Annotated in this window: 22 protein-coding genes; 7 read left to right on the top strand and 15 right to left on the bottom strand. The window is 42.0% G+C overall.

Annotated features, from left to right (window positions below):
* Positions 1 to 15: 15 nt before the first annotated feature.
* The 3 genes from nagZ to C727_RS0109905 are packed head-to-tail and all read right to left on the bottom strand — an operon-like array spanning position 16 to position 4,026.
* On the bottom strand, positions 16 to 1,029 hold the full coding sequence (nagZ, locus tag C727_RS0109915) for a beta-N-acetylhexosaminidase (RefSeq protein ID WP_017445483.1): 1,014 nt from the start codon (positions 1,027 to 1,029) through the stop codon (positions 16 to 18).
* Positions 1,030 to 1,081: 52 nt separating this feature from the next.
* Complete coding sequence (locus tag C727_RS0109910) at positions 1,082 to 3,370, bottom strand: acyl-CoA dehydrogenase (protein WP_017445482.1); 2,289 nt, start codon at positions 3,368 to 3,370, stop codon at positions 1,082 to 1,084.
* A 2-nt stretch (positions 3,371 to 3,372) separates the two neighbouring features.
* Positions 3,373 to 4,026 carry a TetR/AcrR family transcriptional regulator gene (locus tag C727_RS0109905; protein ID WP_017445481.1) on the bottom strand — a complete coding sequence of 218 codons (654 nt, stop codon included), beginning with the start codon at positions 4,024 to 4,026 and terminating at the stop codon, positions 3,373 to 3,375.
* A 142-nt stretch (positions 4,027 to 4,168) separates the two neighbouring features.
* Here C727_RS0109905 and C727_RS18350 point away from each other — a divergent pair, with 142 nt between their 5' ends.
* From C727_RS18350 to C727_RS0109890, 3 genes are read left to right on the top strand one after another with little or no spacing between them, the layout of a single operon-like run.
* The gene (locus tag C727_RS18350) at positions 4,169 to 5,413 is read left to right on the top strand and encodes an aminotransferase class V-fold PLP-dependent enzyme (RefSeq protein WP_155949208.1); all 1,245 of its coding nucleotides are present in this window, start codon (positions 4,169 to 4,171) and stop codon (positions 5,411 to 5,413) included.
* Positions 5,410 to 5,805 carry a SufE family protein gene (locus tag C727_RS18345; protein WP_017445479.1) on the top strand — a complete coding sequence of 132 codons (396 nt, stop codon included), beginning with the start codon at positions 5,410 to 5,412 and terminating at the stop codon, positions 5,803 to 5,805. The genes C727_RS18350 and C727_RS18345 overlap by 4 nt, the downstream gene beginning before the upstream one ends.
* A gap of 15 nt (positions 5,806 to 5,820) precedes the next feature.
* A complete protein-coding gene (locus C727_RS0109890; RefSeq protein ID WP_017445478.1) occupies positions 5,821 to 6,687 on the top strand; it encodes a fructosamine kinase family protein in 867 nt (288 codons plus the stop codon).
* On the opposite strand, the gene radA is transcribed toward C727_RS0109890, so the two are convergent.
* On the bottom strand, positions 6,684 to 8,045 hold the full coding sequence (gene radA / locus C727_RS0109885; protein WP_017445477.1) for a DNA repair protein RadA: 1,362 nt from the start codon (positions 8,043 to 8,045) through the stop codon (positions 6,684 to 6,686). The genes C727_RS0109890 and radA overlap by 4 nt on opposite strands.
* 123 nt (positions 8,046 to 8,168) lie before the next feature.
* On the opposite strand from radA, the gene C727_RS0109880 reads away from it, so the two are divergent.
* A complete protein-coding gene (locus C727_RS0109880) occupies positions 8,169 to 10,406 on the top strand; it encodes a PilZ domain-containing protein (protein ID WP_017445476.1) in 2,238 nt (745 codons plus the stop codon).
* 79 nt (positions 10,407 to 10,485) lie between these two features.
* Here the strand turns inward: C727_RS0109880 and serB are convergent, their stop codons facing one another.
* The gene (gene serB, locus C727_RS0109875; RefSeq protein ID WP_017445475.1) at positions 10,486 to 11,487 is read right to left on the bottom strand and encodes a phosphoserine phosphatase SerB; all 1,002 of its coding nucleotides are present in this window, start codon (positions 11,485 to 11,487) and stop codon (positions 10,486 to 10,488) included.
* 98 nt (positions 11,488 to 11,585) lie between these two features.
* On the opposite strand from serB, the gene C727_RS0109870 reads away from it, so the two are divergent.
* Positions 11,586 to 12,131: a hypothetical protein gene (locus C727_RS0109870; RefSeq protein ID WP_017445474.1), complete on the top strand. Its 546-nt coding sequence runs from the start codon at positions 11,586 to 11,588 to the stop codon at positions 12,129 to 12,131.
* A gap of 8 nt (positions 12,132 to 12,139) precedes the next feature.
* Here C727_RS0109870 and tsaA read toward each other — a convergent pair whose 3' ends face one another.
* The 9 genes from tsaA to ndk form a co-directional block, all read right to left on the bottom strand.
* Positions 12,140 to 12,868 (bottom strand): tRNA (N6-threonylcarbamoyladenosine(37)-N6)-methyltransferase TrmO, encoded by a 729-nt coding sequence (tsaA, locus tag C727_RS0109865; RefSeq protein ID WP_017445473.1) that lies wholly within the window; start codon positions 12,866 to 12,868, stop codon positions 12,140 to 12,142.
* Positions 12,865 to 14,109, bottom strand: coding sequence for an outer membrane protein assembly factor BamB (gene bamB, locus C727_RS0109860; protein ID WP_017445472.1), 1,245 nt, complete (start codon positions 14,107 to 14,109; stop codon positions 12,865 to 12,867). The genes tsaA and bamB overlap by 4 nt, the downstream gene beginning before the upstream one ends.
* Positions 14,109 to 14,738, bottom strand: coding sequence for a YfgM family protein (locus C727_RS0109855; RefSeq protein WP_017445471.1), 630 nt, complete (start codon positions 14,736 to 14,738; stop codon positions 14,109 to 14,111). Before C727_RS0109855 ends, bamB begins: the two co-directional genes overlap by 1 nt.
* Before the next feature lie 10 nt (positions 14,739 to 14,748).
* Entirely contained in the window at positions 14,749 to 16,023 is a 1,275-nt protein-coding gene (hisS, locus tag C727_RS0109850) for a histidine--tRNA ligase (protein ID WP_017445470.1), read from the bottom strand.
* A gap of 86 nt (positions 16,024 to 16,109) precedes the next feature.
* Positions 16,110 to 17,228, bottom strand: coding sequence for a flavodoxin-dependent (E)-4-hydroxy-3-methylbut-2-enyl-diphosphate synthase (ispG, locus tag C727_RS0109845; RefSeq protein WP_017445469.1), 1,119 nt, complete (start codon positions 17,226 to 17,228; stop codon positions 16,110 to 16,112).
* Between the two features lie 11 nt (positions 17,229 to 17,239).
* Positions 17,240 to 17,722 carry a helix-turn-helix domain-containing protein gene (locus C727_RS0109840; protein WP_017445468.1) on the bottom strand — a complete coding sequence of 161 codons (483 nt, stop codon included), beginning with the start codon at positions 17,720 to 17,722 and terminating at the stop codon, positions 17,240 to 17,242.
* Positions 17,722 to 18,519 carry a type IV pilus biogenesis/stability protein PilW gene (pilW, locus tag C727_RS0109835; protein ID WP_017445467.1) on the bottom strand — a complete coding sequence of 266 codons (798 nt, stop codon included), beginning with the start codon at positions 18,517 to 18,519 and terminating at the stop codon, positions 17,722 to 17,724. Before pilW ends, C727_RS0109840 begins: the two co-directional genes overlap by 1 nt.
* Positions 18,503 to 19,627 (bottom strand): dual-specificity RNA methyltransferase RlmN, encoded by a 1,125-nt coding sequence (gene rlmN, locus C727_RS0109830; RefSeq protein ID WP_017445466.1) that lies wholly within the window; start codon positions 19,625 to 19,627, stop codon positions 18,503 to 18,505. The genes pilW and rlmN overlap by 17 nt, the downstream gene beginning before the upstream one ends.
* Positions 19,628 to 19,719: 92 nt before the next feature.
* Positions 19,720 to 20,148: a nucleoside-diphosphate kinase gene (gene ndk / locus C727_RS0109825; RefSeq protein WP_017445465.1), complete on the bottom strand. Its 429-nt coding sequence runs from the start codon at positions 20,146 to 20,148 to the stop codon at positions 19,720 to 19,722.
* A gap of 203 nt (positions 20,149 to 20,351) precedes the next feature.
* Between ndk and panB the strand changes: the two genes are divergently transcribed.
* Both panB and C727_RS0109815 read left to right on the top strand, forming a co-directional pair.
* Positions 20,352 to 21,104: a 3-methyl-2-oxobutanoate hydroxymethyltransferase gene (gene panB / locus C727_RS0109820; RefSeq protein ID WP_017445464.1), complete on the top strand. Its 753-nt coding sequence runs from the start codon at positions 20,352 to 20,354 to the stop codon at positions 21,102 to 21,104.
* 8 nt (positions 21,105 to 21,112) lie between these two features.
* On the top strand, positions 21,113 to 21,859 hold the full coding sequence (locus C727_RS0109815) for a YciK family oxidoreductase (protein ID WP_017445463.1): 747 nt from the start codon (positions 21,113 to 21,115) through the stop codon (positions 21,857 to 21,859).
* Here the strand turns inward: C727_RS0109815 and C727_RS19050 are convergent, their stop codons facing one another.
* A complete protein-coding gene (locus C727_RS19050) occupies positions 21,860 to 22,987 on the bottom strand; it encodes a GGDEF domain-containing protein (protein ID WP_017445462.1) in 1,128 nt (375 codons plus the stop codon). It lies immediately after the preceding gene.
* Positions 22,988 to 23,183: the final 196 nt, after the last annotated feature.

Here is a 23,183-nt window from a genome sequence, read left to right as displayed (position 1 = left end):
ATTCCTTATTAAAAGTTACTCGCCAGCCAGTTCAGCGGCCACTTTTTTACCATATGCTAACAGCTCTAAATGTTTACGCTGGTTCGTTGATTGATATAAATCACTTGCCGTCAGTGATCTAAGTTTAATTAAACTTCCAGTGTCGATTTGAGTATTAAAGTTAGCCAGAATTTGTTTTTGCGCAGCTGCATTATTGCACGCTAAAATAATATTACATCCCGCTGCGAGTGCCGCCTGCGCTCGCTCACAGTAGTCACCGGCCGCATGTGCACCTTGCATAGACAAGTCATCACTAAAAATAATGCCGTTAAAACCAAGCTCGGTGGCTAAAATTTGTTGTAACCAGATTTTAGAAAAACCTGCCGAATATTTATCAATCGCAGGGTAAACAACATGTGCAGGCATAATACCTTGCAATTTATCTGCCTCAATAAAATGTTTAAATACCGCCATATCCAGTTCTTTTATCTGGGTTGCCGAACGGGTATCGACAGCTTGATGGAAATGCGTATCTGCTTTAACGTTACCATGGCCCGGAAAATGTTTACCAACGGCAGACATGCCCGCCAGATGCATGCCTTCTATATAGGCATTAGCATATAGGGTCACTGAGTTGGCATCCTGGGCAAAACTCCGACTCCCTATTACATCAGAAATACCGTCCAAGTCTAAAACAGGCGCAAAACTTAAATCAATGCCCACTTCGTTCAGCTCACAGGCCATGACATAAGCGACCGCGGTGAGCGCGGATAAATCGGATTTTTCCTGCGCATACTGAGCAAGTGAGCGCATTGACGGCAGCCGAGTAAATCCATCAATAAATCTCTGTACACGCCCGCCTTCCTGATCAACGGCAATGATCACTGGTTTGCCAGCAGCAGTACGAATGGATTGACTCAACCGAGTGATTTGAGCCGGCGATTGATAATTTCGGGCAAATAAAATAACGGAATGCACAAAGGGGTGGCGCAAACGTTCTTTTTCTTCCGCTTGCAGCTCAACCCCTTCAATATCTATCATCAATGACATGACTTTACTTCAGGCTGTTAAAAAGTCATTAAGGTTAACACCCTTATCAAGGTCACGGCAATTGCTCTTTATCAAAACTATCAACTGCAATGGCTTTTTTGCGTAACTCATCTGCTTGTTTTAACTGCTCAGCTTCATTGGCCAATATGATGTTAGCCGCAAGCGCTTGATCTATGGTATCAGACCAAGGTTGACGTTTGTTTAGTTGGCCATCTTTTTGTGCCCGCAGCACCTTTTGTTCGATATTTTTGCACTGACGCATTGCTTGGTAAGCCGCTTCAACAGCAGCGGTCGATTGCTCGGCACTGCGACCTGTATAACATAAACGACTCAAGCGTTTACGTAGTGCCGGATAATTATAAATGTGGTCACAAACGGCGACCGCGATTTCATCTTCCGGTTTATGATAATTAATGCCAAACGGAAAAATCACTCGTTTTAAGATCACAGCTAACCAGGTTGGTGTAAAATTAGCAAAAAAGCCATCAAACGCTTGTCCCGCTTCGTATAAACAGGTTTTCAGCGCATAATGTACTGTTGCCAGGTCACAGCGCTGACGACCATCTTCTTCATAGCGTTTTAAAATGGCACTGGCTAAATAAATCTGGCTTAATACATCTCCAAGCCGCGCTGATATCATTTCACGACGTTTTAATGCACCGCCCAATACGCCCATAGAAATGTCTGTTGCAAGCGCCAGACCGGCACTTAACCGATTTAATTGTTGGTAATAATGGGCGGTTTCACCACTGACTGGGGTCTGACTCAATTTACCTAAAGTCAAACCGTGTGCCAAACAACGGACAAAATTGGTCGCGGTAAATTTCACATGGCCGATAAATAGCTGATCAAAAGTTTCTCTGCCTCTTTGCTCATTCTGATCTGCTGCCGCTTGCATTTCTTGATAAACAAATGGATGGCATCGGGTCGCACCTTGCCCAAAAATCATTAAATTTCGGGTTAAAATATTCGCGCCCTCAACCGTAATAGCAACAGGTACGCCCCAATATAAATGACCTAAATAGTTTTTAGGGCCTAACTGAATGGCTTTACCAGCATGGATATCCATGCTGTCATTCATAATTTGACGACCTATTTCTGTCATATGATATTTACTGATTGCGGTCACCACTGAAGGACTAAAACCACTGTCTAATGCAGAGGTGGTAAATTTACGCGCAGCTTCTAGCGTATAAGTATTTGCGATAATCCGGGCGAGTGATTCCTGTACTCCTTCAAATTTTTGAATAGATAAACCAAATTGTTTGCGCACCGCGGCGTAGGCAGACGTTGTTTTTACCGCAGTATGACCGATTGCCGTTGCTAAAGCCGGCAATGATATCCCCCGACCCGCAGATAAACATTCAACCAACATACGCCAGCCTTTGCCTGCATAATCAGGTCCACCAATAATCCACTCAAGGGGAATAAAAACATCTTTGCCTGATGTGGTGCCATTCATAAATGCCAATCCCATAGGAAAATGGCGATCGCCGATTTCAACCCCTGGGTGAGCCGTTGGGATCAGCGCACAAGTGATGCCTAAATCGGTTTTACCACCAAGCAGTTGTTCCGGATCAGATAACTTAAACGCCAAACCTAACACTGTTGCCACAGGGGCTAGCGTAATATAGCGCTTATTCCATGTAAGCTTGATCCCGAGTGTTTTTTGCCCCTCAAACTCTCCCTCACAGATAATGCCCTTATCTGGGATCGCGCCGGCATCTGAACCCGCTTCAGGACCCGTTAACGCAAAACAAGGAAGCTCGCGGCCATCGGCTAAACGAGGCAACCAAAAGTTTTTTTGTTGCTCAGTGCCATAACGGGTCAACAGCTCACCAGGACCTAAGCTGTTAGGAACCATCACACAAACCGCGGCACTGACACTGCGACTGGCTATCTTAGCGACAATCGAAGAATTAGCCGTTGCTGAAAAATCTAAACCACCATATTCTTTGCCTATTATCAGCGAAAAAAAGCCGTTATCACGCAGGTATTGCCATACCTCGGGTGGTAAATCTTTATCCTGGTGAACAATTTTAAAGTCGTCCAACATGTCTAACAAGGTTTCAACTTGATTATTTAAAAAACTTTGTTCCTCTGGCGACATCTGCGCATCTGGGTATTGATGCATCTTCTGCCAGTCTGGCCGACCACTAAAAATTTCTCCGTCCCACCAGATATCCCCTGCTTCCATTGCCTCCTGCTCGGTTGTAGACATTGCCGGCAATACCTTTTTAAATACTTTAAAAATAGGTCCGGTTACATATCGTAGCCGTAAATCTTGATTACGCAGGACAATAATCACTGCAAGTACAATAATGAGGCAAATTACTAACATTTTCAGTCTCCCGACCAATTTAACAAGGAAGTTGTATTATCTGATTGCAAACCCGCAGCTGCGTACCGCACAAACTTTGCCAAAATGTCCTGCAAATGTTCCGTTTGTTTAAAGTCCGCAGCGGAGATTTCTTCTAATGCCTGATTGGCTGTGATCACAAATACGAGCGCACCCAAGGTAAAATGGAGACGTAGAAATAGCGTTTGCTGATTAACATGCGGCAACGCAGTCGCCATTTTTTGCCAAACTTGATTTAAAACTTGGTGATGATGCTCTGCGATATATCGCCGTAAATGCCCTTGGCTTTCACTATAACCCCGTCCAACCAAAACCATAAAATTGCGCGCTTTAACCGGATTAACCTGACTCAGTTTTAGGAGCGGCTCAACCAAGGTTTCTAATAGGGTTTCGCAATTTAATGAAGAATCTCTAAGCTTAGCTAAACCAGATACAAGTTCTGGCACTAAAACATCTAGATAACTTTTTAATACAGCCTGGATTAAAGATTTTTTGGAACCAAAATGATAATTGACTGAAGCTAGGTTAACCCCAGCTCGCTGTGTGATCTCCCGCAATGAGGTATGATTAAACCCTTGTTCAGCAAAAAGCTCTTCTGCCGCCAGTAAAATTTTGTCTGCTGTGGTTAATTTTTTCATCGCAAAGTAAACACATGTTTCAAACACTTGTTTAAAATTTACGTTTAAAATTTAAACAAGTCAACTAAAAATCATGGTTCAACTTGCAAGGTCAAAGAATATGCGTATCATTTTGCATTTTTAGGGCAGGATAAAACGCTAGTTGACGCGGTTTAAGCGTGCCAATAAACCGCATGAAGGTACCGTCTCTATGGATAATACAAACAAACGCGCATTTCCGTTTTTTAAACAAAATCCAACTAGCTGCTATCTAGACAATGCCGCAACGACTCATATCTGTGAGCCAGCATTAGCGCAAATTAATCAATATTATCAGCGAATGCATGCCACAGTTCATCGTTCCAGTCACCCACAAGCGATTAAAAACACCAATCAATTTGAACTGATACGAGCGCAAACAGCAGCTTGGTTAAACGTGGCAGACAAAAGACAGATCATCTGGTGTAAAAGTGCCACCGAAGCGTCAAACTTATTGGCCTACTCATTAGCGGCTCAGTTAACCCCTCAGGATGAAGTGATTATTTCGCTCGCTGATCATCACGCGAGTTTTGTCTGCTGGCAACAACTGGCCAAACAATATCATTTTAAGCTGCACATATTGCCGCTGCAAAATGATTACCGTATTGCCGTCAGTCAATTAAAAACCTTATTAAATAAAAATACCAAAGTGGTTTGTCTGCCTCATGTAGCAAACTCAACTGGCTTAAAACAAGATATTGAGCTTGCTCAGCAACTCGTCAGCCAAACAAGTGATGCGTTTTTGCTAATTGACGGCGCTCAGGCAATTAACCATTTAACGCCCGATTTAACCGCACTTGCAGTAGATGCATATTATTTTTCTGGCCATAAAATGTATGCTGGCACAGGGTTAGGTGTGTTGTATGTCAGCCACAAACTATTAAAAAACTTAACCCCTCTTTTGTATGGCGGTGAAATGGTTCGTGAAGTGGACAATCATCATAGTGTTTTTAGCCCAGCACCTTTTTTATTTGAAGCTGGCACGCCCAATACGGCTGCTGTATACGCCTTTGGGGCTGCGGTTAAATTTCGTCAAAACCAACTGTCTGAACACCATTTTCAGCACGAAACCAGATTAATCAAAACCCTGTTAAATGAATTAAATCAATTAGATTATATTCAAGTTTATGGACAAGGCCCTTTTTGTGGTGCTTTAAGTTTTTCTGTCAGAGGGATGCATAGTTCTGATGCAGGCGAATTATTAAGTCAAATGGGGATCTCGCTTCGTTATGGTTATCTTTGTGCAATGCCAGCAGTGAAACAACTTAATCCTCAGGGGATCATTCGTGCTTCAGTGGCTGCTTATAGCGAACAAAAAGATATCGAACAACTGATAGAGGCGATAAAAACGTTGGAATCTTTTATATGAATGAACAAGACATACAAGGACAAAACCTGCTCAATCAGATAAAAACTGCTAAAAGCTGGCAAAATAAATATCGTTTTTTAATGTTGTTAGGTCGTCTTAACAAAGATCAATTTTCACCAGAATGGTTAGATCCGGTTAATATAGTCGCCGGCTGCGAGAGCCAAGTCTGGCTCGTAAAACAAAATAATCAATATTATGCGACCAGTGAAGCTCGCATTGTCAGCGGATTACTCTATATTATTCTTAACAGACTCAATAAATTGAGCACCTTAGAGCAAAAGAATTTTGATTTAAACGCCTGTTTAAGCGAATATTCATTGCAAAACCATATCAGTGAATCTCGAACAAATGGCTTGCAAGCCTTGCTCAATCAAGTGCAAAGTTTATCTTAATTAAGGTTGATACGCATGTGGCAAATTATCGCAGAAGAAGTCGCCCAGCAATTGGCGCAGCCGGTTAGCTTTATAAAAACCACGCCCGTCAGTGGTGGTGATATAAACCAAAGCTATTTAGCCACAGATCAAAATAGACAAGCTTATTTTATTAAAGTCAATCAGGCTGCATTTTATGATGCTTTTTTAGCCGAAGCACACGCACTAAAAAAAATAGCCCGTACTAAAACCATCAAAGTCCCGGATATCATCGCCTGTAGTCGCAGCAAAACCTTTAGTTTTTTGGTTTTAGAAGCGCTTGAGTTAACACAGCCAAAACAGACAGCCTGGCGTTTGGCTGGCACCCAGTTAGCTAAGTTACATAAAGCCGATGTGCAAGCCAAATATGGTTTTGACGACGACAATTTTATTGGCCACACAGGGCAAAAAAATCAATGGTCGTCAAATTGGTCAAACTTTTTTAGTGAGCAAAGAATCGGTGCACAGTTAGAATTATTAGCTGAAAAAGGCATCCTTTTTGGCGACATTGACGATATAGTCGCCTTAGTTCATGGTCTGTTAAAACCTCACAAACCTGAAGCCTGCTTGCTTCATGGTGATTTATGGTCTGGCAATATCAGTGCTTGTGCCGATACCCCGGTCATTTATGACCCAGCCAGCTATTATGGCGATCGTGAAATTGATATTGCTATGAGCCAATTATTTGCTCGATTCCCAGACGATTTTTATCAAGCTTATCAAGCCGCTTGGCCATTACCGAAAGATGCAGCTGACAGACAGCACATTTATAACCTTTATCATATTTTAAATCATGCCAACATGTTTGCTGGTGGGTATATTGATCAAGCCCGCCATGCGATTAAGTTTTTAAGCCAACATTAAATGGCTTCCAACGCTTCGTTTAACCGCCCAACGGCAATCACCTGCATGCCTGCCGGCGGTGTTTTAGGGGCATTTTGGCGTGCCACTATTGCTTTTTTAAAACCATGTTTAGCTGCTTCTTTTAACCTTTCTATACCATTTTGCACTGGCCTTATTTCGCCAGATAACCCCACTTCGCCAAAAACGACTAAATCTTGCGGCAATATCTGATTGCGAAAACTAGAAACTAGCGCTAATAAAACGGCTAAATCTGCTGCCGTTTCAGTGACTTTAACCCCCCCAACAACATTGACAAACACATCCTGATCGCCCACCGCGATGCCACCGTGACGGTGCAATACAGCCAATAATAACGCCAAACGATTATGCTCAAGCCCCACAGTCACACGACGTGGATTTGCCAGCTGTGAATCGTCAGCAAGTGCTTGAACTTCAACCATTAGGGGTCTGGAACCTTCCCAAATAACCATAACTAAAGTGCCTGATGCAGCTTCGTCGGCACGTGATAAAAAGATGGCTGAAGGGTTTTTCACCTCTTTCATGCCTTTTTCCGTCATCGCAAACACACCCAACTCATTCACCGCACCAAAGCGGTTTTTATGACTGCGAAGGGTACGGTATCGGCTATCACTACTGCCATCTAATAAAATTGAGCAATCAATACAATGTTCTAACACTTTAGGTCCAGCTAATGAGCCATCTTTAGTCACATGGCCGACCATAAAAATAGCAACGCCCTGTTGTTTTGCATAGCGGGTTAAATAAGCGGCCGACTCTCGAACCTGAGAGACACTGCCCGGAGCCGACTGGATATCTGCCATATGCATCACCTGAATCGAATCTATCACCATAATTTTTGGTTTCGACTGACTGGCCAATTGACAAATATTTTCAACATTGGTTTCAGACAACAATTTGAGTTTATCTTTTGCTAATCCTAATCTGTCAGCCCGCATTGCGACCTGCTGTAAAGATTCTTCACCCGTTACATATAAAACCTCATACTGCTCGGCTAGATAACACATGGTTTGCAATAATAAAGTACTTTTACCTGCCCCCGGTGAGCCACCAATCAGCACAGCCGACCCGGCCACTATACCTTTACCTAAAACACGGTCAAACTCAGCCAAGCCGGTAGAAATTCGTGGTACTTCTTGCAGTTCTATGCTGTTTAATGTTTCGATTTTAGCTTGTACCTGGCCTGCATAACCACTAAAGTTATCTTTTTGATGACTTGCTTTAGCCACTCTAAATTCACTAATGGTATTCCAAGCTTGGCAGGCTTTGCATTGTCCCATCCAGCGTGAATAATCCGCCCCACATTCAGAGCAGACCCAGGTTGATTTGCTTTTTGCCACTATATTTGTCCTATCGTGCGTCTATCTCGTATTTAATCTCAGATCCTGTCGAAAAAAAGTACTGGTCAAAGATTTGAAATATTGCTAGTTTAAAAAAAATTAATTTTTGGGATTAAAAAAACTATGATGGAGATACAGTTAGATCCCATCCTTAACCAGCATCAGGATTTATTAGACGATTTAATTTGTCAGTTACAAGACAAAGAGTATAACGATTATTTTATCCGTCGCACAGCCCATCTGAGCGACGCAGAAAAATTTGTTATTAAAATGGAAATTAAACGTCGCCGTGAACCCAGCTATCGAAAAATTGATTTGCGCGCGGTCAGTAACGCGCCTACGGTTTTTATTGAACATCAAGGCATAGGTCACTTTTTAACGGCTGAAACTGAACAGGTTTTTAAACAAAAAATTAAATATTTTGGGCGTTATACCCTAGGTGTTTATCTGGCTGTTATGCAGCGCGTGCAAAAAAAAGAACCATCTAACACACGCTCAACCAGCACTGCGCAGTCTTCTTTAATTCACTATCGTGAGCAGATTAAACGAGCCGAAAAACGCCTGCGCTATGTCAGCCATGTTGAAATATCAGGTCGTCCAGGCATTCAATTTCTCGGTAAAACTTGTGATATTTCAGAGCATGGTTGTCAATTAAAAATCGCTAAAGTTCACCTTAAAGAAATCACTGGGCTGCAAGCCGTTGGTGTCTATTTTAGTCAATTCAATACAGAGCCAGAGCAAAAATCATTAGGCTGGGTATTATTCGATATAAATAGGGTCCAAGTGATTGAAAACAGTATTTATCTATTTTTAGCAATTAATAATAAACACCCCGCGCCCGATTATAGTCGAGCGATCCGCCGTTTTATAAAAGAAAAACAGCAAAATTATATTCTAAACGTAGATGATAAGTTAGCGGCTTTAAGTATTCAAAGTGGTGAGTACTGGTACGCCCTGAATAGCGAACAGTTACCAATTCTCGTCGACTGGTCGGCTGACGAAGGTGATCAACTAACAGATATACTTATTAACTCAGTGAATCAGCACCTGTATCAAGCATTCAAAAATAACAAAGATGAATCTTGTTTAGCCGCTCTTTTATGTTTTAAACGCTTAAAAATGCTGCGCACCGAGCTGAACGGTGAGCAATATTTAGCGGTATTTTTTGCCAATGATCAAAACGCTTTTGCCCTGCCCTATGCCGAACTTACGGCTGACATTAAACAGCAATTGCAATGCAAATCAAAGCAAATTGGCCCGCGGATCTTCCGGGTTCAACTGCGCGACCCACTCGTTTTGCTCACTGACGTAACACATAGGCTAGAGCAATTAGAGCGCCCGGTTGCGCTGTCCAGCGCCCCGCTTTCTACTGAGCAACTCGACGCTATCACACTGAATTATACAGCGACCCCATCCCTAGCTTCAGTTGCTTCGGAGTTTAAACCGGATACCCGGAAAGAGCCAAGGTATGCATTTAATACCGCCGTAATAGTGACGACCGAGGCCCTGTGTTACCAAACACAAAGCTTAGATTTTTCTAAAAATGGATTAAAAATTTATAGCAAAACGCCACTTAAATTAGCCGTTGATTCTTACGTTAATATCCGCTTACCCGGTTTGGGTTTGCGCAGTGTTGAAGAACTTGGTTTTACCTATCAAGTTGTTGATAAAAATGATGCTGAGACAATTTACAACTTAAAAGCTGTTTATGCCGACGAAGCTTTACATTCGGGCCGTATTTTGTTTGACCATTTAGTCGCCGAAAAATATACCCCTCACTTAACGCAAGTTGAACCATCATTTTTAACCAGTTTATTATTAAATAATAGCGATAGTTTAAGTTATTTGATTCGGCGAAAGCGCAATAAAAGTTATCAAGCGCTCAGCTGGATGACAGGAAAATCAAACCTGTTACAGCCACTGTCACCAAAACAGCAACAACTATTGGAAAAGTTGCAAGATAAAGATTTTTTTAATCAATATTTAAAAGCAGGTTTAACAGATAGCCGCTATCAAAACGGTTATATTTATTTGAGTTTTAGCCGTGACGAATCGGTGACTGTCCACCACGATAGTCAATTTTCCGATCTTGCCGCGCTATCTGACTGGTTGCATCAGCAGGTTGCTAATGCAAAACAATTCGCTATTCTTAAATATCATATTGGCGCAACCGACGAAGTCGATTTAAATTATTTTAAAAATGAAATGCAGGATTTGGCGCGGGATTCGTTAACTGCTGCGCGTAGCTTTGAACAACATTTAATGGCGGTCTGTGGTTTATTTCAAGCCACCATATTAAAAACTCCACCAATGTTTATCAGATCAATCATCCCCAAACTGATAAATCCATTTGAACGTTAAACTTAGCAGTCAAAATGTCACTGTCAATCGCCTAGCTTTATGCTAGGCGAACAGGCTCTGTCGCTGTCAACTTGTTACCTTAGGCGCTTTTTAAAATCGCAAGTAAGGCGTCTAAACCATGATAATTAATCGCTAAATCAGCTCGCTCTTGCACTAAAGGTTTAGCTTCAAACGCAACCCCTAACTGAGCGGCTGACATCATCACAAGATCATTCGCCCCATCTCCCATAGCAACCGTTTGTCCTGGCTCAATACCATATTCAACAGCTAACTTCTGCAAAGTATCTGCTTTTACTTGCGCATCAACAATGTCTCCCAGTACCTGCCCAGTTAATCTATCGCCATCGATTTCTAATTGATTCGCAACAGCCGCATCTAAACCCAATTGATCTTTTAATCGGTCCGCAAAATAAGTAAAACCGCCAGAGGCAATCGCAATTTTCCAGCCTGCTTGTTTTAAATGTTTTATCAAATTCTCTAAACCGTGCATAAGAGGAAGATCACTCGCTACCTGCTCAATAATATCCACAGGTGCATTTTTCAAAGTGCCAACTCGGCCACGTAAACTTTCGGCAAAATCGAGTTTACCTTGCATAGCTAACTCTGTGACTTCAGCAACTTGCTCACCGACCCCGGCTAATTTGGCAATTTCATCAATACATTCAATTTTTATCGTAGTTGAATCCATATCCATCACTAATAAACCAGGTTTAGCCAAACTCGGGCGATCGGGCGTTAATTGCCAGATATCAATTTGTTTATCCGCCGCCCAGTCTTTTAATTGGCGCAATTCAGCATCGGCCAATTCAGCTTGTAATGGCCAGCGGATCACTATCTCAGTGCTTCCTGGCAGGTATTGGGCATAACCAGTTGCCGCTTGTTTAGCAAAAAACTGGTGTACTTGTTTAAATGTTTGCTCACTCATCTGATTGGCTAAACAAACTAATTCAAAATCACTATCGACCGTATTCGTGGCTGTTTGAATAAACAAGTTGCCATCATCAAGCTGAACGCTTAACACTTGTTCATCACTGCCCACTTCGGCTAAAGGCGCAGCTAAAAAATGAAGATTTTTTGACACTTAAATTTTCTCATTATGGGAATAATGCGTTTATTGTACTGAAAATTCATGCACTTTTGTATAAACTTAGCGTACGCTAAATCACTCTGGGCTAAACGATGAAGTTTATTGGTACCTTTTTATTTGATAAAAAGCGCTGGATAGTGCGCAAATTAACTCAAGCTGCACTTGGCTCTTTGTTGATTTTTTTAGCCTTATTATTATGGTTTCAATACGAAAACAAAAGCCGCGCTGATTTTGCCGTTAACAGCTACCAAACCGCGCATCAATTTGCCGATGTATTGGCACAGCAATTTAACCAAGAAGTATTACAGGCCGACAGCCTGAACGCACTAATAGAAAAAATGTTGAAAGCAGATTTAATTCATTCGATTGAATTGGCCGATCCTAAAGGTTTATTACTGGCCAGTGGTTCAGTTGAAGAAACAAACACCCAAATCACTCAGATAGTCAAACCACTGCAAAACGAAGACGGCGATCTAAATGGTTATTTAACAGTGCAAATTAATAACCAGCAACTAAATTACAACCAGCAAGCATGGTTAACAGATACCAGCTCGACGGTTCGTTTATTGTTTTTTATTATTGCATTAGCGAGTTTATTTATCAGCCGTTCGTTTTTTATTGCGCCAGGTGAGCTTTGAGTCACCGCTTAAAGGGTATCGTTAGAGCCTGTTAATGGTTGAATATCACACACCATCAAACTGTGTTTATTCACACTAAAACGCACATTCCAGTTAACCAGTGCCACTCCATAAATACGCTCGGGATCAGAATGAAACGCAGGCCTGGGATCTTGACCTAATACTTGGATTAATAAAGTTTTAAAACCCGGATACACTTGTTCGCAGGCCTTCAACTGATTATTTAAACCAGCTTCAAACTCAACACTCAATTCGGCCGTTGGTGCTGATTCGGCAAATCCTGAAGTCGCAGTGGTGATTACATCGGCGTATGGTAAATAAGGTTTAATGTCGTAAATTGGTGTGCCATCAACTAAATCTAATCCTGCCACCAACAAATTTAACCCATTGGTTTTGTTTTCAAATCCTTTAAACTCGACACAGGATAGACCTAAGTTGTTTACCCTAAAAGGACTTCTTGACGCAAATATACCCACTTTTTGGTTACCGCCTAATCTAGGTGGGCGAACCATACTGCGGTTATTTTGTTTAGCCAGATGAAAGGCAAAAATTAACCAGATATGGCTAAACTTTTCCAAACCAGTAAATAATTCGGGGCGGGAAAAATCCTGGGTCAGGCATATTTTGCCGCGCGCTTCTGTCGCCAAATTTGGCTGACGCGGCACGGCAAATTTTTCTTTGTATGGCGATTCAACATAACCAATAATGGTTAATGACGAGACCTCACCAGCCATCATTGCTCTGTGTTTTCTGCTGATTCCGTTGCCGTACGACCTTGAGTTGCTTGCACTAACACTAACACCTCACCATCACGGGTTTGAATCACTAGTTGCTCATCAACCACAATTGGCTGTGCTAATAAAGCTTCATCACTGATTTTATTGCTGTACAAAAGCTGACCAGTGGCGATATCAAATAAATATAAGTAGCCTTCAAAGTCACCCACCGCATAATAGTCTTGCCAAATGGCACCGGCAGTTACGTGTCGATTACGCAATTGGTTATTTGACCACAACTCAACACCGGTGCGGCTATCCAGTGCATAAATAATACTGCGCTCATCGCTAAACAATAACTGATTGCCAGCCAAACTCATATTTTGATAACCACGGTATTCACGTTTCCAGACCTCACGCGCATTACGTAAGTCTAACATGGTTAGCGCACCACCCGCAGAAAATGCATACAGGTTGTAACCATTCACTATCGGAGACGCATCAACATCGGCTATCCGCGCTAAGTCCGTTGCACCTTGAGGTTTAGCAACTTGCACATCCCACGCCATTTGGCCATTTTCAGAGTTAAGTGTCACTACCTTACCACTGCCAGTCCCTACAAACACACCACCTTGCACAAAAGCCGGTGATGAAGCTCCTCGCAAGGTTAGCGCAGGCACATCGGCCGATGATTGCCAAACTTCTTCGCCATCTTCAGCATCAAGCGCAACCACTTGGCCAGATGATAAAGCACTAATCACTTTACCCGATTCAACAACCGGGGCTGATAAAATTTCACCAGCAACACGACTGCGCCAAACCGGTTCTCCGGTTTCGACATTTAAGGCCACCAAATCACCATTTTCAGTGCCGACATAGAGTTTTTGATACGAGGCGACTAAACCGCCCACTCGCGCTGGCGGTAAACTTTTAAAACCTAACCAATGCCATATGTCAGTTTCACCTTCACGGATATCTTGTTGCCAGACCAGCTTACCCGTTTTTTCTTCAAATGCTTTGATTAACCCTTCGCGATCGGCTGCAAAGATCATCTGATAACCAGCAGCCGGTTTAAGTCGGGTATAATAACTCGCTACGCCATCACCAACTTCTGCTTGCCAGTTGACCTCAGTAGCCACCTTATTTTCGATTTCGGGTCGCTCTGCTGGCAATAAATCCGGATCAATATCGTTTGAAGAGCAGGCATTAATTAAAACGGCTAAACTGATAGCAGTCAGCGAACGGGTTAAGTTTAATTTCATTACAGCGCAACCACACCATTATTTTTGTTGAGGTTATCTAATTTAAGTTTCAGCGTCGGGCTGTTATCTAAACCGCCAGCATCAGCTGCCGCTTGATAAGCCATAAGTGCTCGATCTAAATCTTCCTGAAAATAATAAGCATCACCTTTAAGTTCAGCTGCTTGGGTTTTAAATCCTTCATTAACAACCGCATCTAAGGTCGCAATAGCCGCTTGAAAATCTTGCTGAGCAATTTGCACTCGACTTAAACGAATGCGAGCTAAATCTTGCAGCGCCGGATCTGAACTTTGTTTTACGACCCAACTTAATTGCTCACTCGCTTTCGCTAATTGATTTTCAGCCACATAAGACTTTGCCAAATTTAGCGCGGCTAATTCAGCGTAACCAGAATCACTGTTTTGGTTCACAAAATCATTGGCCGCTGCTTGATCAATATTCTGGCTTTCTATTAACCCATTGTATTGCACCGACAAAGCTTCTTGTGCTTCTAATTTATTTTGCTGCCAAACTTTATAACCATAAATCCCCCCCAGGCCCAAAATAACACCGCCGATCACAGCTTTGCCATATTTAGCCCAAAAGCTCTTAATCGCTTCAACTTGTTGTTCTTCTGTAGAATAAATTTCCATCACTGTCCCCTTACAGCACTGTGTTTAGTTCTTCCGCCAGTTTGTCCAGCGCTATTGTTTTTTGTTCGGCTTGCTCACGTAGTGCTTTAATGGTCACTTGGTTTGCAGTGATTTCATCATCACCTAAAACTAACGCAATCTGAGCGCCACTTTTATCAGCTTTTTTAAATTGTTTTTTAAAATTGCCGCCGCCACAATTTAATTGCACTCTTACATCAGGTAATTGGTCACGCAATTTTTCAATTAATGCAGGGCCTTTTACTTCAGCTTGTTGCCCTAACATCACAACATACACATCAACTATGCGCCGTGCGTCTTTATCTAAGCCTAACGTCTCTAATAATAAAACTAATCGCTCTAGGCCCATTGCAAATCCTACCGCTGGTGTAGGTTTTCCACCTAGCTGCTCAACCAGACCATCATATCGGCCACCTGCACAGACAGTGCCTTGAGCACCTAAACTGTCGGTGATCCATTCAAAAACAGTATGATTGTAATAATCTAAACCCCTTACTAAACGACTATTCACTTGATATTGGATGCCGAGTGCGTCTAAACGTTCACACAAACCATTAAAATGTGCGTTTGATTGCTCACCAAAATAATCAGATAGTTTAGGTGCGTCCGTTAGAATCGCTTGTACCTGAGGATTTTTACTGTCTAAAACCCGCAGCGGGTTAGACAACATGCGGCGTTTGCAATCATCATCCAACGCACTTTCATGTTTGCTTAAAAAAGCCACCAAAGCTTCACGATATGCCGCTCTTTCTTCATTAGAACCAAGCGAGTTAATCTCTAATCGAACCTTATCGCTGATACCAGCTTTTTGCCAAAATCTGGCGGTCATTGCAATCACTTCAGCATCAATATCAGGGCCATGCATGCCAAAGGTCTCTACCCCAAATTGATGAAATTGACGATAACGACCTTTTTGTGGGCGTTCATGACGGAACATAGGCCCCATATACCAAAGACGTTGTGTCTGATTGTATAACAAACCATGTTGATTTCCGGCTCGGACACAACTTGCGGTGCCTTCTGGACGTAAGGTTAAACTGTCACCGTTACGATCATCAAAAGTGTACATTTCTTTTTCGACAATATCTGTCACTTCGCCTATCGAGCGTTTAAACAACTCTGTCATTTCAACGATCGGCATACGGATCTCACTATAACCATAGCTACTAGCGACATCTCTTAATACGGCTTCAATTTTTTGCCATAGTGGCGTTTGTTGTGGCAGACAATCGTTCATACCACGGATTGCCTGAATATTTTTTGACACTCTGAAATCCTGTAAAAATTCTGCTGTAATTGTTTATTTATTTAATTCGACGCGAGATTATAGGCCAGTAACACTAAATTACCAAATTAGCTCGCATTAGTGACCTTAATCCTAAGATTTTTATCCATTTTATTGGCTTGGGCACGAATTTGACGCTCCAATGTTTCAACCAGCTTATCATTATCAATGCGCTCTTTTTGACGCTCACCTTCAATATAAAAGCCACTTTTATTCTGTGCACCGGCTAAACCTATATCCGACGCTAAAGCTTCACCTGGGCCATTTACAACACAACCTATAATAGATACCGACATAGGTGTAGTGACATCTTCTAATCTCTGCTCAAGTTCATTTACGGTTTTAATCACATCAAACTCTTGCCGTGAACAACTTGGGCAAGCAATAAAATTAATACCACGTGAGCGAATGCGTAATGATTTTAAAATGTCAAAACCTACTTTGATTTCTTCAACTGGATCAGCAGCCAGTGAAATACGTAAAGTATCCCCTATGCCCTCGTTTAATAAAATGCCCAGACCAATCGCAGATTTAACCGCACCGGTACGAGCACCGCCGGCTTCGGTAATGCCTAGGTGTAATGGATTGTTTATTTGCGAAGATAATAAACGATATGCATCCACGGCTAAAAAAACATCCGATGCTTTTACACTGACTTTAAATTGATCAAAGTTAAGCCGATCTAAAATATCAACATGACGCATCGCCGACTCAAGCAGAGCTTGCGCCGTTGGCTCACCGTATTTTTCTTGCAAGTCTTTTTCTAATGAGCCGCCGTTAACCCCAATTCGGATCGGAATATTTTTATCACGAGCACAATCAACAACCGCTCTGATCCTGTCTTCACGACCAATATTCCCAGGGTTGATGCGCAAACAATCCACCCCGTATTCCGCCACCTTTAATGCTATTCGATAGTCAAAATGAATATCAGCAACTAACGGGATCTCAGTTTGCTGTTTAATTAACTTAAAAGCTTCTGCCGCTTCCATGGTTGGTACAGAAACACGCACCAAATCGCCGCCGGCATCCTGTATGCGTTTAATTTGAGCAACAGTCGCCGCAACATCTGTGGTCAGTGTATTGGTCATCGACTGCACGGCAATCGGTGCATCGCCACCAATTGCAACATCACCGACCCATATCTTTTTTGTTTTTTTTCGTTTGATTGGATTTTCTGTAAACATCAAGTTTTAACCTAAGAGTTCTGTTGTAATTCGACTGAGGATTCAGGCTGCCAACCGCTTTGCGAAACCGTTGTCGGCTGACCTTGCCACCACCAAAAAGCGATTAAGGCTATAATTATAATAACGAGAATAGTCCCTACCCAGCCAAATTTAGCATCCGCAGATTCTACAACATTTTTACTAGTCAAACCATGTAAGCGGTTTTTAGATTGGGTGGCTTGCGGCTGACTCTTTTTATATTGCTCAACTATGTGCTCTGGGTTCAAATCGACAAGCTTAGCATAACTGCGAAGATACCCTTTCACGTAGGTAGGCGATACAATTTTATCAAATTGCTCAGTTTCTAACTGACTGACAGTTTCAGCTTTTAGGTTCAGGCTGTTTGCAACATCCAGCTCAGACAACCCTAATGTCTGGCGCGCTTGCCGAAGCGCCGTGCCTATCTGAGAGGTTGGCGACGTCTCTTCCGGTTCCTGCTGGGTATCGGTATTCATTATAAAGTCTGCCTTAATTTCTCTGCTTGCGCAGAGCTTGCAAACCGGGTTAACAATACGCGTGCGTATTCTTGCGCTTGTTTTTGTTGGTCGGCAAGAATGGCGAGTTTGTAGGCGTTCCATAGACTATCTGCGTCTATGCCTTTAATATCCAGTGCACGCTGGGAATAATAAAGCGCTTGAGCCCAGTTTTTTTGCTCTGCAAAAATTTGTTGTAAAACTTCGATTGATTTTAACCGCCTGGCATCGTGCGCCAGTGCGCGTTGCAAGTATTGGATGGTCTTTTCTGCAAATTGTTCCCGATCGTGGTCAAATAAACAAATGCCTAAGTTTTCATACGTCTGTGCGACTCTGACATAAGACTCAACTTCAAGAGCCGCTTGCAACATTTGTTGTGCTTTTTCAATTTGGCCTTGCTGACATAAAAACACCCCATAATTGTTCAGCGCATCTGCGTTATTTGGGGCCATCCGAATTACTTTTTGATACGTTTGATCCGCTTTTTCATACTCTTTAACCACCTGATAATAATAAGCCAGGGTATAATGGGCCTGCGCCATATCAGGCGCTAACTCTATGGCCTTATCTATATTTAGTTTAGCCCGAGCTGAGTTGCCTTTTTCTAAATATTTGAGCCCTAGAGAAATTCGGTTACTGGCCGCTTCTTCTGGGCTATGTTGAGTATTGTAAAAAGGTTTTTCTGAATTAACATAGGTCGTCTGACTCACGCAGCCTGCCAACTGGCTAGCAAAAATAAAAGCAGTTAACAAGCTTGATGCTTTAGACCATTTTAACATTCAAAGATTGACCTTTTTGTTGTTTTTTAAGCATACGTTTTGTACGGTCAACCACGTCACCAACAAGTTGACCACAAGCGGCATCTATGTCGTCACCACGCGTTCGTCGAACCACAGTGGTATAACCATATTCAGCCAACACTTTAGCAAAACGATCGATACGTGAATTACTGGAGCGCCCGTATGGGCTACCCGGAAATGGATTAAATGGAATCAGGTTAATTTTTGACGGTGTATCTTTGAGTGCTTTTGCCAACTCGTGCGCTTGATCAGTACTATCGTTGATATGGTCTAACATGACATATTCAACGGTCACTTTTTCATTTGCTTTAGAGCCATCAATATAACGACGAGATGCTGCTAAAAAGGTCTCAATATTATATTTTTTGTTAATAGGTACAATTTCATCACGCAGTTCATCATTTGGCGCATGCAGTGAAATCGCTAACGCAACATCCACTTTTTCTTTTAATTTATCTAACGCAGGTACAACACCAGAGGTTGAAACTGTCACTCGACGTTTAGATAACCCAAATGCCAGATCATCCATCATAAGTTCTAACGCAGGCACTAAGTTAGCCATATTTAATAGAGGCTCACCCATACCCATCATAACAATATTTGTAATTGGACGTTTATTGGTCACTTTAACCGGACCTATATCTCTGGCGACCTGCCAGACTTGGCCAATAATTTCAGCGACCGTCAGATTGCGGTTAAATCCCTGCTGAGCAGTTGAACAGAAAGTACATTCCAGCGCACACCCCACTTGGCTAGAAACACATAAAGTGGCTCTATCTCCATCTGGGATCCAAACGGTTTCCACCTCTTGACCGCCATCTAAAATCATTGCGTATTTTATTGTGCCATCTGAACTCTGCTGACGCACATTAATTTTAGGGCCTTCAATCACACAGGTTTCAGCTAATTGTGCCCGTAAGGCTTTACTAAAATTACTCATCTCTGAGAAGTTATCCATCCCGTAGTGGTAAATCCACTTCATTGCTTGATCGGCACGAAAAGACTTTTCTCCCATTGAGGCAAATAACTCACGCATGCCTTCACGGGTTAAATTGAGTAAGTTTATTTTAGCTTGTTGAGCATTCATTCAGGTCACCTGTGTTAATAACTGGCTGGCAATTTTACGGCAATATAGAATGAATGCAATTATACACTGCTCAAGAACAAAGTTTTTATCGATTAATAGTTAAAAACTTCACTATCTGCAAAAAAATAAGCTATTTCCCGGGCTGCACTGTCTTCGCTATCAGAACCATGCACCGCATTGTAGGTGACTATTTCACCGCCAAAATCAGCTCTTAATGTGCCTGGTTCAGCTTCAGCCGGATCGGTTGCGCCCATGATATCACGGTATTTTTCAATTGCATTTTCACCTTGCAACACCATAACAACAACAGGCGCTGACGTTAAAAAAGTCATTAGAATTTCAAAAAACGACTTTCCTTTATGTTCAGCATAAAAACCTTCTGCTTGCATGCGGTCAAGTTGCAGCATCTTCATGCCAGCAACCTGTAAACCAGCTGTTTCTAATCTAGCTATAATCTGACCGATATTGTTATCAACAACTGCATTGGGTTTAATTATTGAAAGAGTACGTTCAATCGCCATATTTTGCTTCCTTATTTGTTGTTTAAGTCCATCATAACAGGAAAAAAATCATTATAACTAGTCGCAGTTGATTTTTTTACGATCTGAGTTCTCTAAAAGTCCATATTTGTAGTATGCTTTGGGGTCGAAAAATCAAGCTGTTATAACAAATTATGGAGGGGCGGACTGCCACAGCCTAAAGCGGTTGGCGCGCCTGATTGAAGATGAAATTAAGTCTACAAGCATTAGCCTCATTAAAGGGCAAGCAACGCATCGCTATGCTAACGGCCTACAATTGTCCAGTGGCACGCAGTTTAGAACAAGCAGGTATCCCAGTGATTTTAGTCGGTGATTCTGTCGGTATGGTCGAGATGGGTTTTGCCAGCACCCGAGATGTCACTATGGAGCATATGCTCTATCATGTTGCGGCAGTACGCCGCGGTGCGCCCAATACCCATATTATTGGTGATTTACCACACTTGTCATACGAGAGCCCAACACAAGCCGTTGAAAATGCGAAAAAACTTATCGCTGCGGGTGCCGACAGCGTAAAATTAGAAGGCCCGTATTTTGATGCGATTGAACACATTTGTGCAGCTGGAATTGAGGTGGTCGCTCACACAGGGTTAACACCACAAAAAGCGACCAGTTTTAAAAAGGTTGGCCGTGACGCACAAGAAGCAGAACAAATTTTATTAGATTCAATCAAGCTGCAAAACGCTGGCGCGGGCATGTTAGTGGTTGAACATATCCCAGCCGAGTTAGGTGCTAAAATAACCGCCGAACTCAATATCCCAACGATTGGCATAGGCGCTGGCGCACAAACCGACGGCCAGGTTCTGGTAATTAATGATGCATTAGGTATTGGTGATTATTGGCCACCATTCTCTAAACAATATGCCCAAATGAGTGACCGTATTTTAGAAGTTGCCAACCAATACAAAAACGAAGTTGAAGCAAAAACCTTTCCTGAATGAAGAACATGATGAAAATAGACTATTTTAATCAAGACGCATGTCTTAACAATAAAACCATTTTAGTAACAGGTGCGGGTGCAGGTATTGGCAAAGCGACCGCGATCGCTTGTGCTCACTATGGCGCAGAAGTGATTTTACTAGGCAAAACAACCGCTAAGTTAGAACAAACCTATGACGAGATTATGGCGCTTAAACAAAATGTTAAAGAACCCGCCATTGTCCCTATGGATCTAGCAGGTGCAACTGAGCAAAACTATCGGGATTTTGCGCTAACAATAGAGCAAACGTTTGGCTGCTTAGATGGCATTGCCCATTGTGCGGGCCAACTTGGCAGTGTAATGCCATTTGAGCAATTCCCAACCGACATGATAGAAAATGTGTTTAAAGTAAATGTCACTGCGCCATTTGTGTTAATGAAAGCCCTACTTCCGGTATTAAAAAAATCCGCTTCGGCGTCTGTCGTATTCAGTTCATCATCGGTTGGCCGTAAGGGCCGGGCTTTTTGGGGGCCTTATGCAATCTCTAAATTTGCAACCGAAGGCATGATGCAGGTATTAGCAGATGAATACGACAATACAAAAATACGTTTTAATTGCATCAACCCAGGAGCCACAGCGACCGAAATGCGCCGAAATGCTTATCCAGCAGAAGATGCCAGCCAATTGCAACAACCCGCAGAGGTTGCCCCTTTGTACGTCTATTTATTATCACCTGCCAGTCACCAATACAATGGACAATCAGTCAACGCACAATAATTAGTGCGGTTCAATAGCAGAAGTAGTTAGCTGCTGACTCAAGGTCTGACGAAAGTTTTCATTTAAGACCCGGTTTCGGCCAGCTGCTTTTGCTGCATAAAGCAATTCATCTGCCCTTTTATTCAATTCGTGTAATGATTCTTGACCGTCCCATTTAACCACACCAAAACTGGCGGTTACTTTTTTTTCTTCATCCTGGCTGATATGCACCTGGTCAAATATTGCATTTTTAATATCGACTATGATGCGGGTTGCATCTTTTAAATGGGTACCCATGAGTATAATCACAAATTCTTCCCCACCCCAGCGGCAAACTAAATCTGATTCACGGGTCGACTTTTTAAATACGAAAGCGACATCTTTAAGAACACGATCCCCTTCATCATGACCATAGGTATCATTTATTTTTTTAAAAAAATCTATATCCGCCAATGCAAAACAAAAACTACCAGACGGCTGACGTTTTGCTAATTTAGCCTGGCTTTCAAAAAAAGTATTCAAATATCTACGGTTATATAAATCCGTTAATTCATCTTTAATGGCCATATTGGTTAATTTATTTCGTTGTTTTTCGGTGATAGAACGAACCAACATAACACCAAGTAACAGAGGTACTGCCGCAATAATCGCATTAAGGGTATACATCCAGGGTAAATAACTGACTAAGTTATCTGGTGGTATAATCTCGTAATAATAAAAATGTAAAACTGCAAAGATAACTATAAAACTAAGGGCAATACAACCAGCAACCAGTTGTTTTAACAGTGGCGATAGTGTAATTAAACACGCAACTGGCCATAAATAAAATTGAAAACCAGAACCGTACCCAAGCACAGACACAGCCGTAAATGCATGCACTAAAATCTCAGTGCAGCCAATAAGAATGGCTTGATCATGATAACCCCGATAGTTTTGCCAACAGGCCCAAACCCACATGGCAACACTAAAGTGGTTAATGAAAAATAATAATTGAACACCTTCAAACCAGAAAAAATATAAAAACAATACATGGATGGCTAACCCTATGTAACACCCCATTTGAATCAGAGTCGATTTCAGCGCATTTTTATTCTCTATATGAGGCGACCTAAATATGCGCGGAAGGGTATCTTTTATATAATCGTTCATATATCACTTCCCTGCTAGAACTACAATATCTCTACCTAGAGAGCATGACATTATTGGTGAGAACCGCAAAGCGTTAAACCAATATATAAGTGGACTTTGCTGGTTAAAAAATTTCGTCCTTTAACAGCTTCTACTAGTGCGGTAAAAAAAACTATTTAAATAATAGTTCTCTTTTAAAAAAGAGGCAAAAATTTCA

This window comes from Gayadomonas joobiniege G7, from assembly GCF_000300815.1.
Classification (GTDB): Bacteria; Pseudomonadota; Gammaproteobacteria; order Enterobacterales; family Alteromonadaceae; genus Catenovulum; species Catenovulum joobiniege.
The sequence above is the reverse complement of the archived record's forward strand: the minus strand, read 5'-3'. Positions and strand labels throughout refer to the sequence as shown.

Excerpts from the sequence above, each read along its gene's own strand:
- nagZ (WP_017445483.1), bottom strand. The coding sequence starts at position 1,029 with ATGTCATTGATGATAGATATTGAAGGGGTTGAGCTGCAAGCGGAAGAA.
- C727_RS0109910 (WP_017445482.1), bottom strand. The coding sequence starts at position 3,370 with ATGTTAGTAATTTGCCTCATTATTGTACTTGCAGTGATTATTGTCCTG.
- C727_RS0109905 (WP_017445481.1), bottom strand. The coding sequence starts at position 4,026 with ATGAAAAAATTAACCACAGCAGACAAAATTTTACTGGCGGCAGAAGAG.
- C727_RS18345 (WP_017445479.1), top strand. The coding sequence starts at position 5,410 with ATGAATGAACAAGACATACAAGGACAAAACCTGCTCAATCAGATAAAA.
- C727_RS0109890 (WP_017445478.1), top strand. The coding sequence starts at position 5,821 with ATGTGGCAAATTATCGCAGAAGAAGTCGCCCAGCAATTGGCGCAGCCG.
- C727_RS0109880 (WP_017445476.1), top strand. The coding sequence starts at position 8,169 with ATGATGGAGATACAGTTAGATCCCATCCTTAACCAGCATCAGGATTTA.
- C727_RS0109870 (WP_017445474.1), top strand. The coding sequence starts at position 11,586 with ATGAAGTTTATTGGTACCTTTTTATTTGATAAAAAGCGCTGGATAGTG.
- tsaA (WP_017445473.1), bottom strand. The coding sequence starts at position 12,868 with ATGATGGCTGGTGAGGTCTCGTCATTAACCATTATTGGTTATGTTGAA.
- bamB (WP_017445472.1), bottom strand. The coding sequence starts at position 14,109 with ATGAAATTAAACTTAACCCGTTCGCTGACTGCTATCAGTTTAGCCGTT.
- C727_RS0109855 (WP_017445471.1), bottom strand. The coding sequence starts at position 14,738 with ATGGAAATTTATTCTACAGAAGAACAACAAGTTGAAGCGATTAAGAGC.
- ispG (WP_017445469.1), bottom strand. The coding sequence starts at position 17,228 with ATGTTTACAGAAAATCCAATCAAACGAAAAAAAACAAAAAAGATATGG.
- C727_RS0109840 (WP_017445468.1), bottom strand. The coding sequence starts at position 17,722 with ATGAATACCGATACCCAGCAGGAACCGGAAGAGACGTCGCCAACCTCT.
- pilW (WP_017445467.1), bottom strand. The coding sequence starts at position 18,519 with ATGTTAAAATGGTCTAAAGCATCAAGCTTGTTAACTGCTTTTATTTTT.
- rlmN (WP_017445466.1), bottom strand. The coding sequence starts at position 19,627 with ATGAATGCTCAACAAGCTAAAATAAACTTACTCAATTTAACCCGTGAA.
- ndk (WP_017445465.1), bottom strand. The coding sequence starts at position 20,148 with ATGGCGATTGAACGTACTCTTTCAATAATTAAACCCAATGCAGTTGTT.
- panB (WP_017445464.1), top strand. The coding sequence starts at position 20,352 with ATGAAATTAAGTCTACAAGCATTAGCCTCATTAAAGGGCAAGCAACGC.
- C727_RS0109815 (WP_017445463.1), top strand. The coding sequence starts at position 21,113 with ATGAAAATAGACTATTTTAATCAAGACGCATGTCTTAACAATAAAACC.
- C727_RS19050 (WP_017445462.1), bottom strand. The coding sequence starts at position 22,987 with ATGAACGATTATATAAAAGATACCCTTCCGCGCATATTTAGGTCGCCT.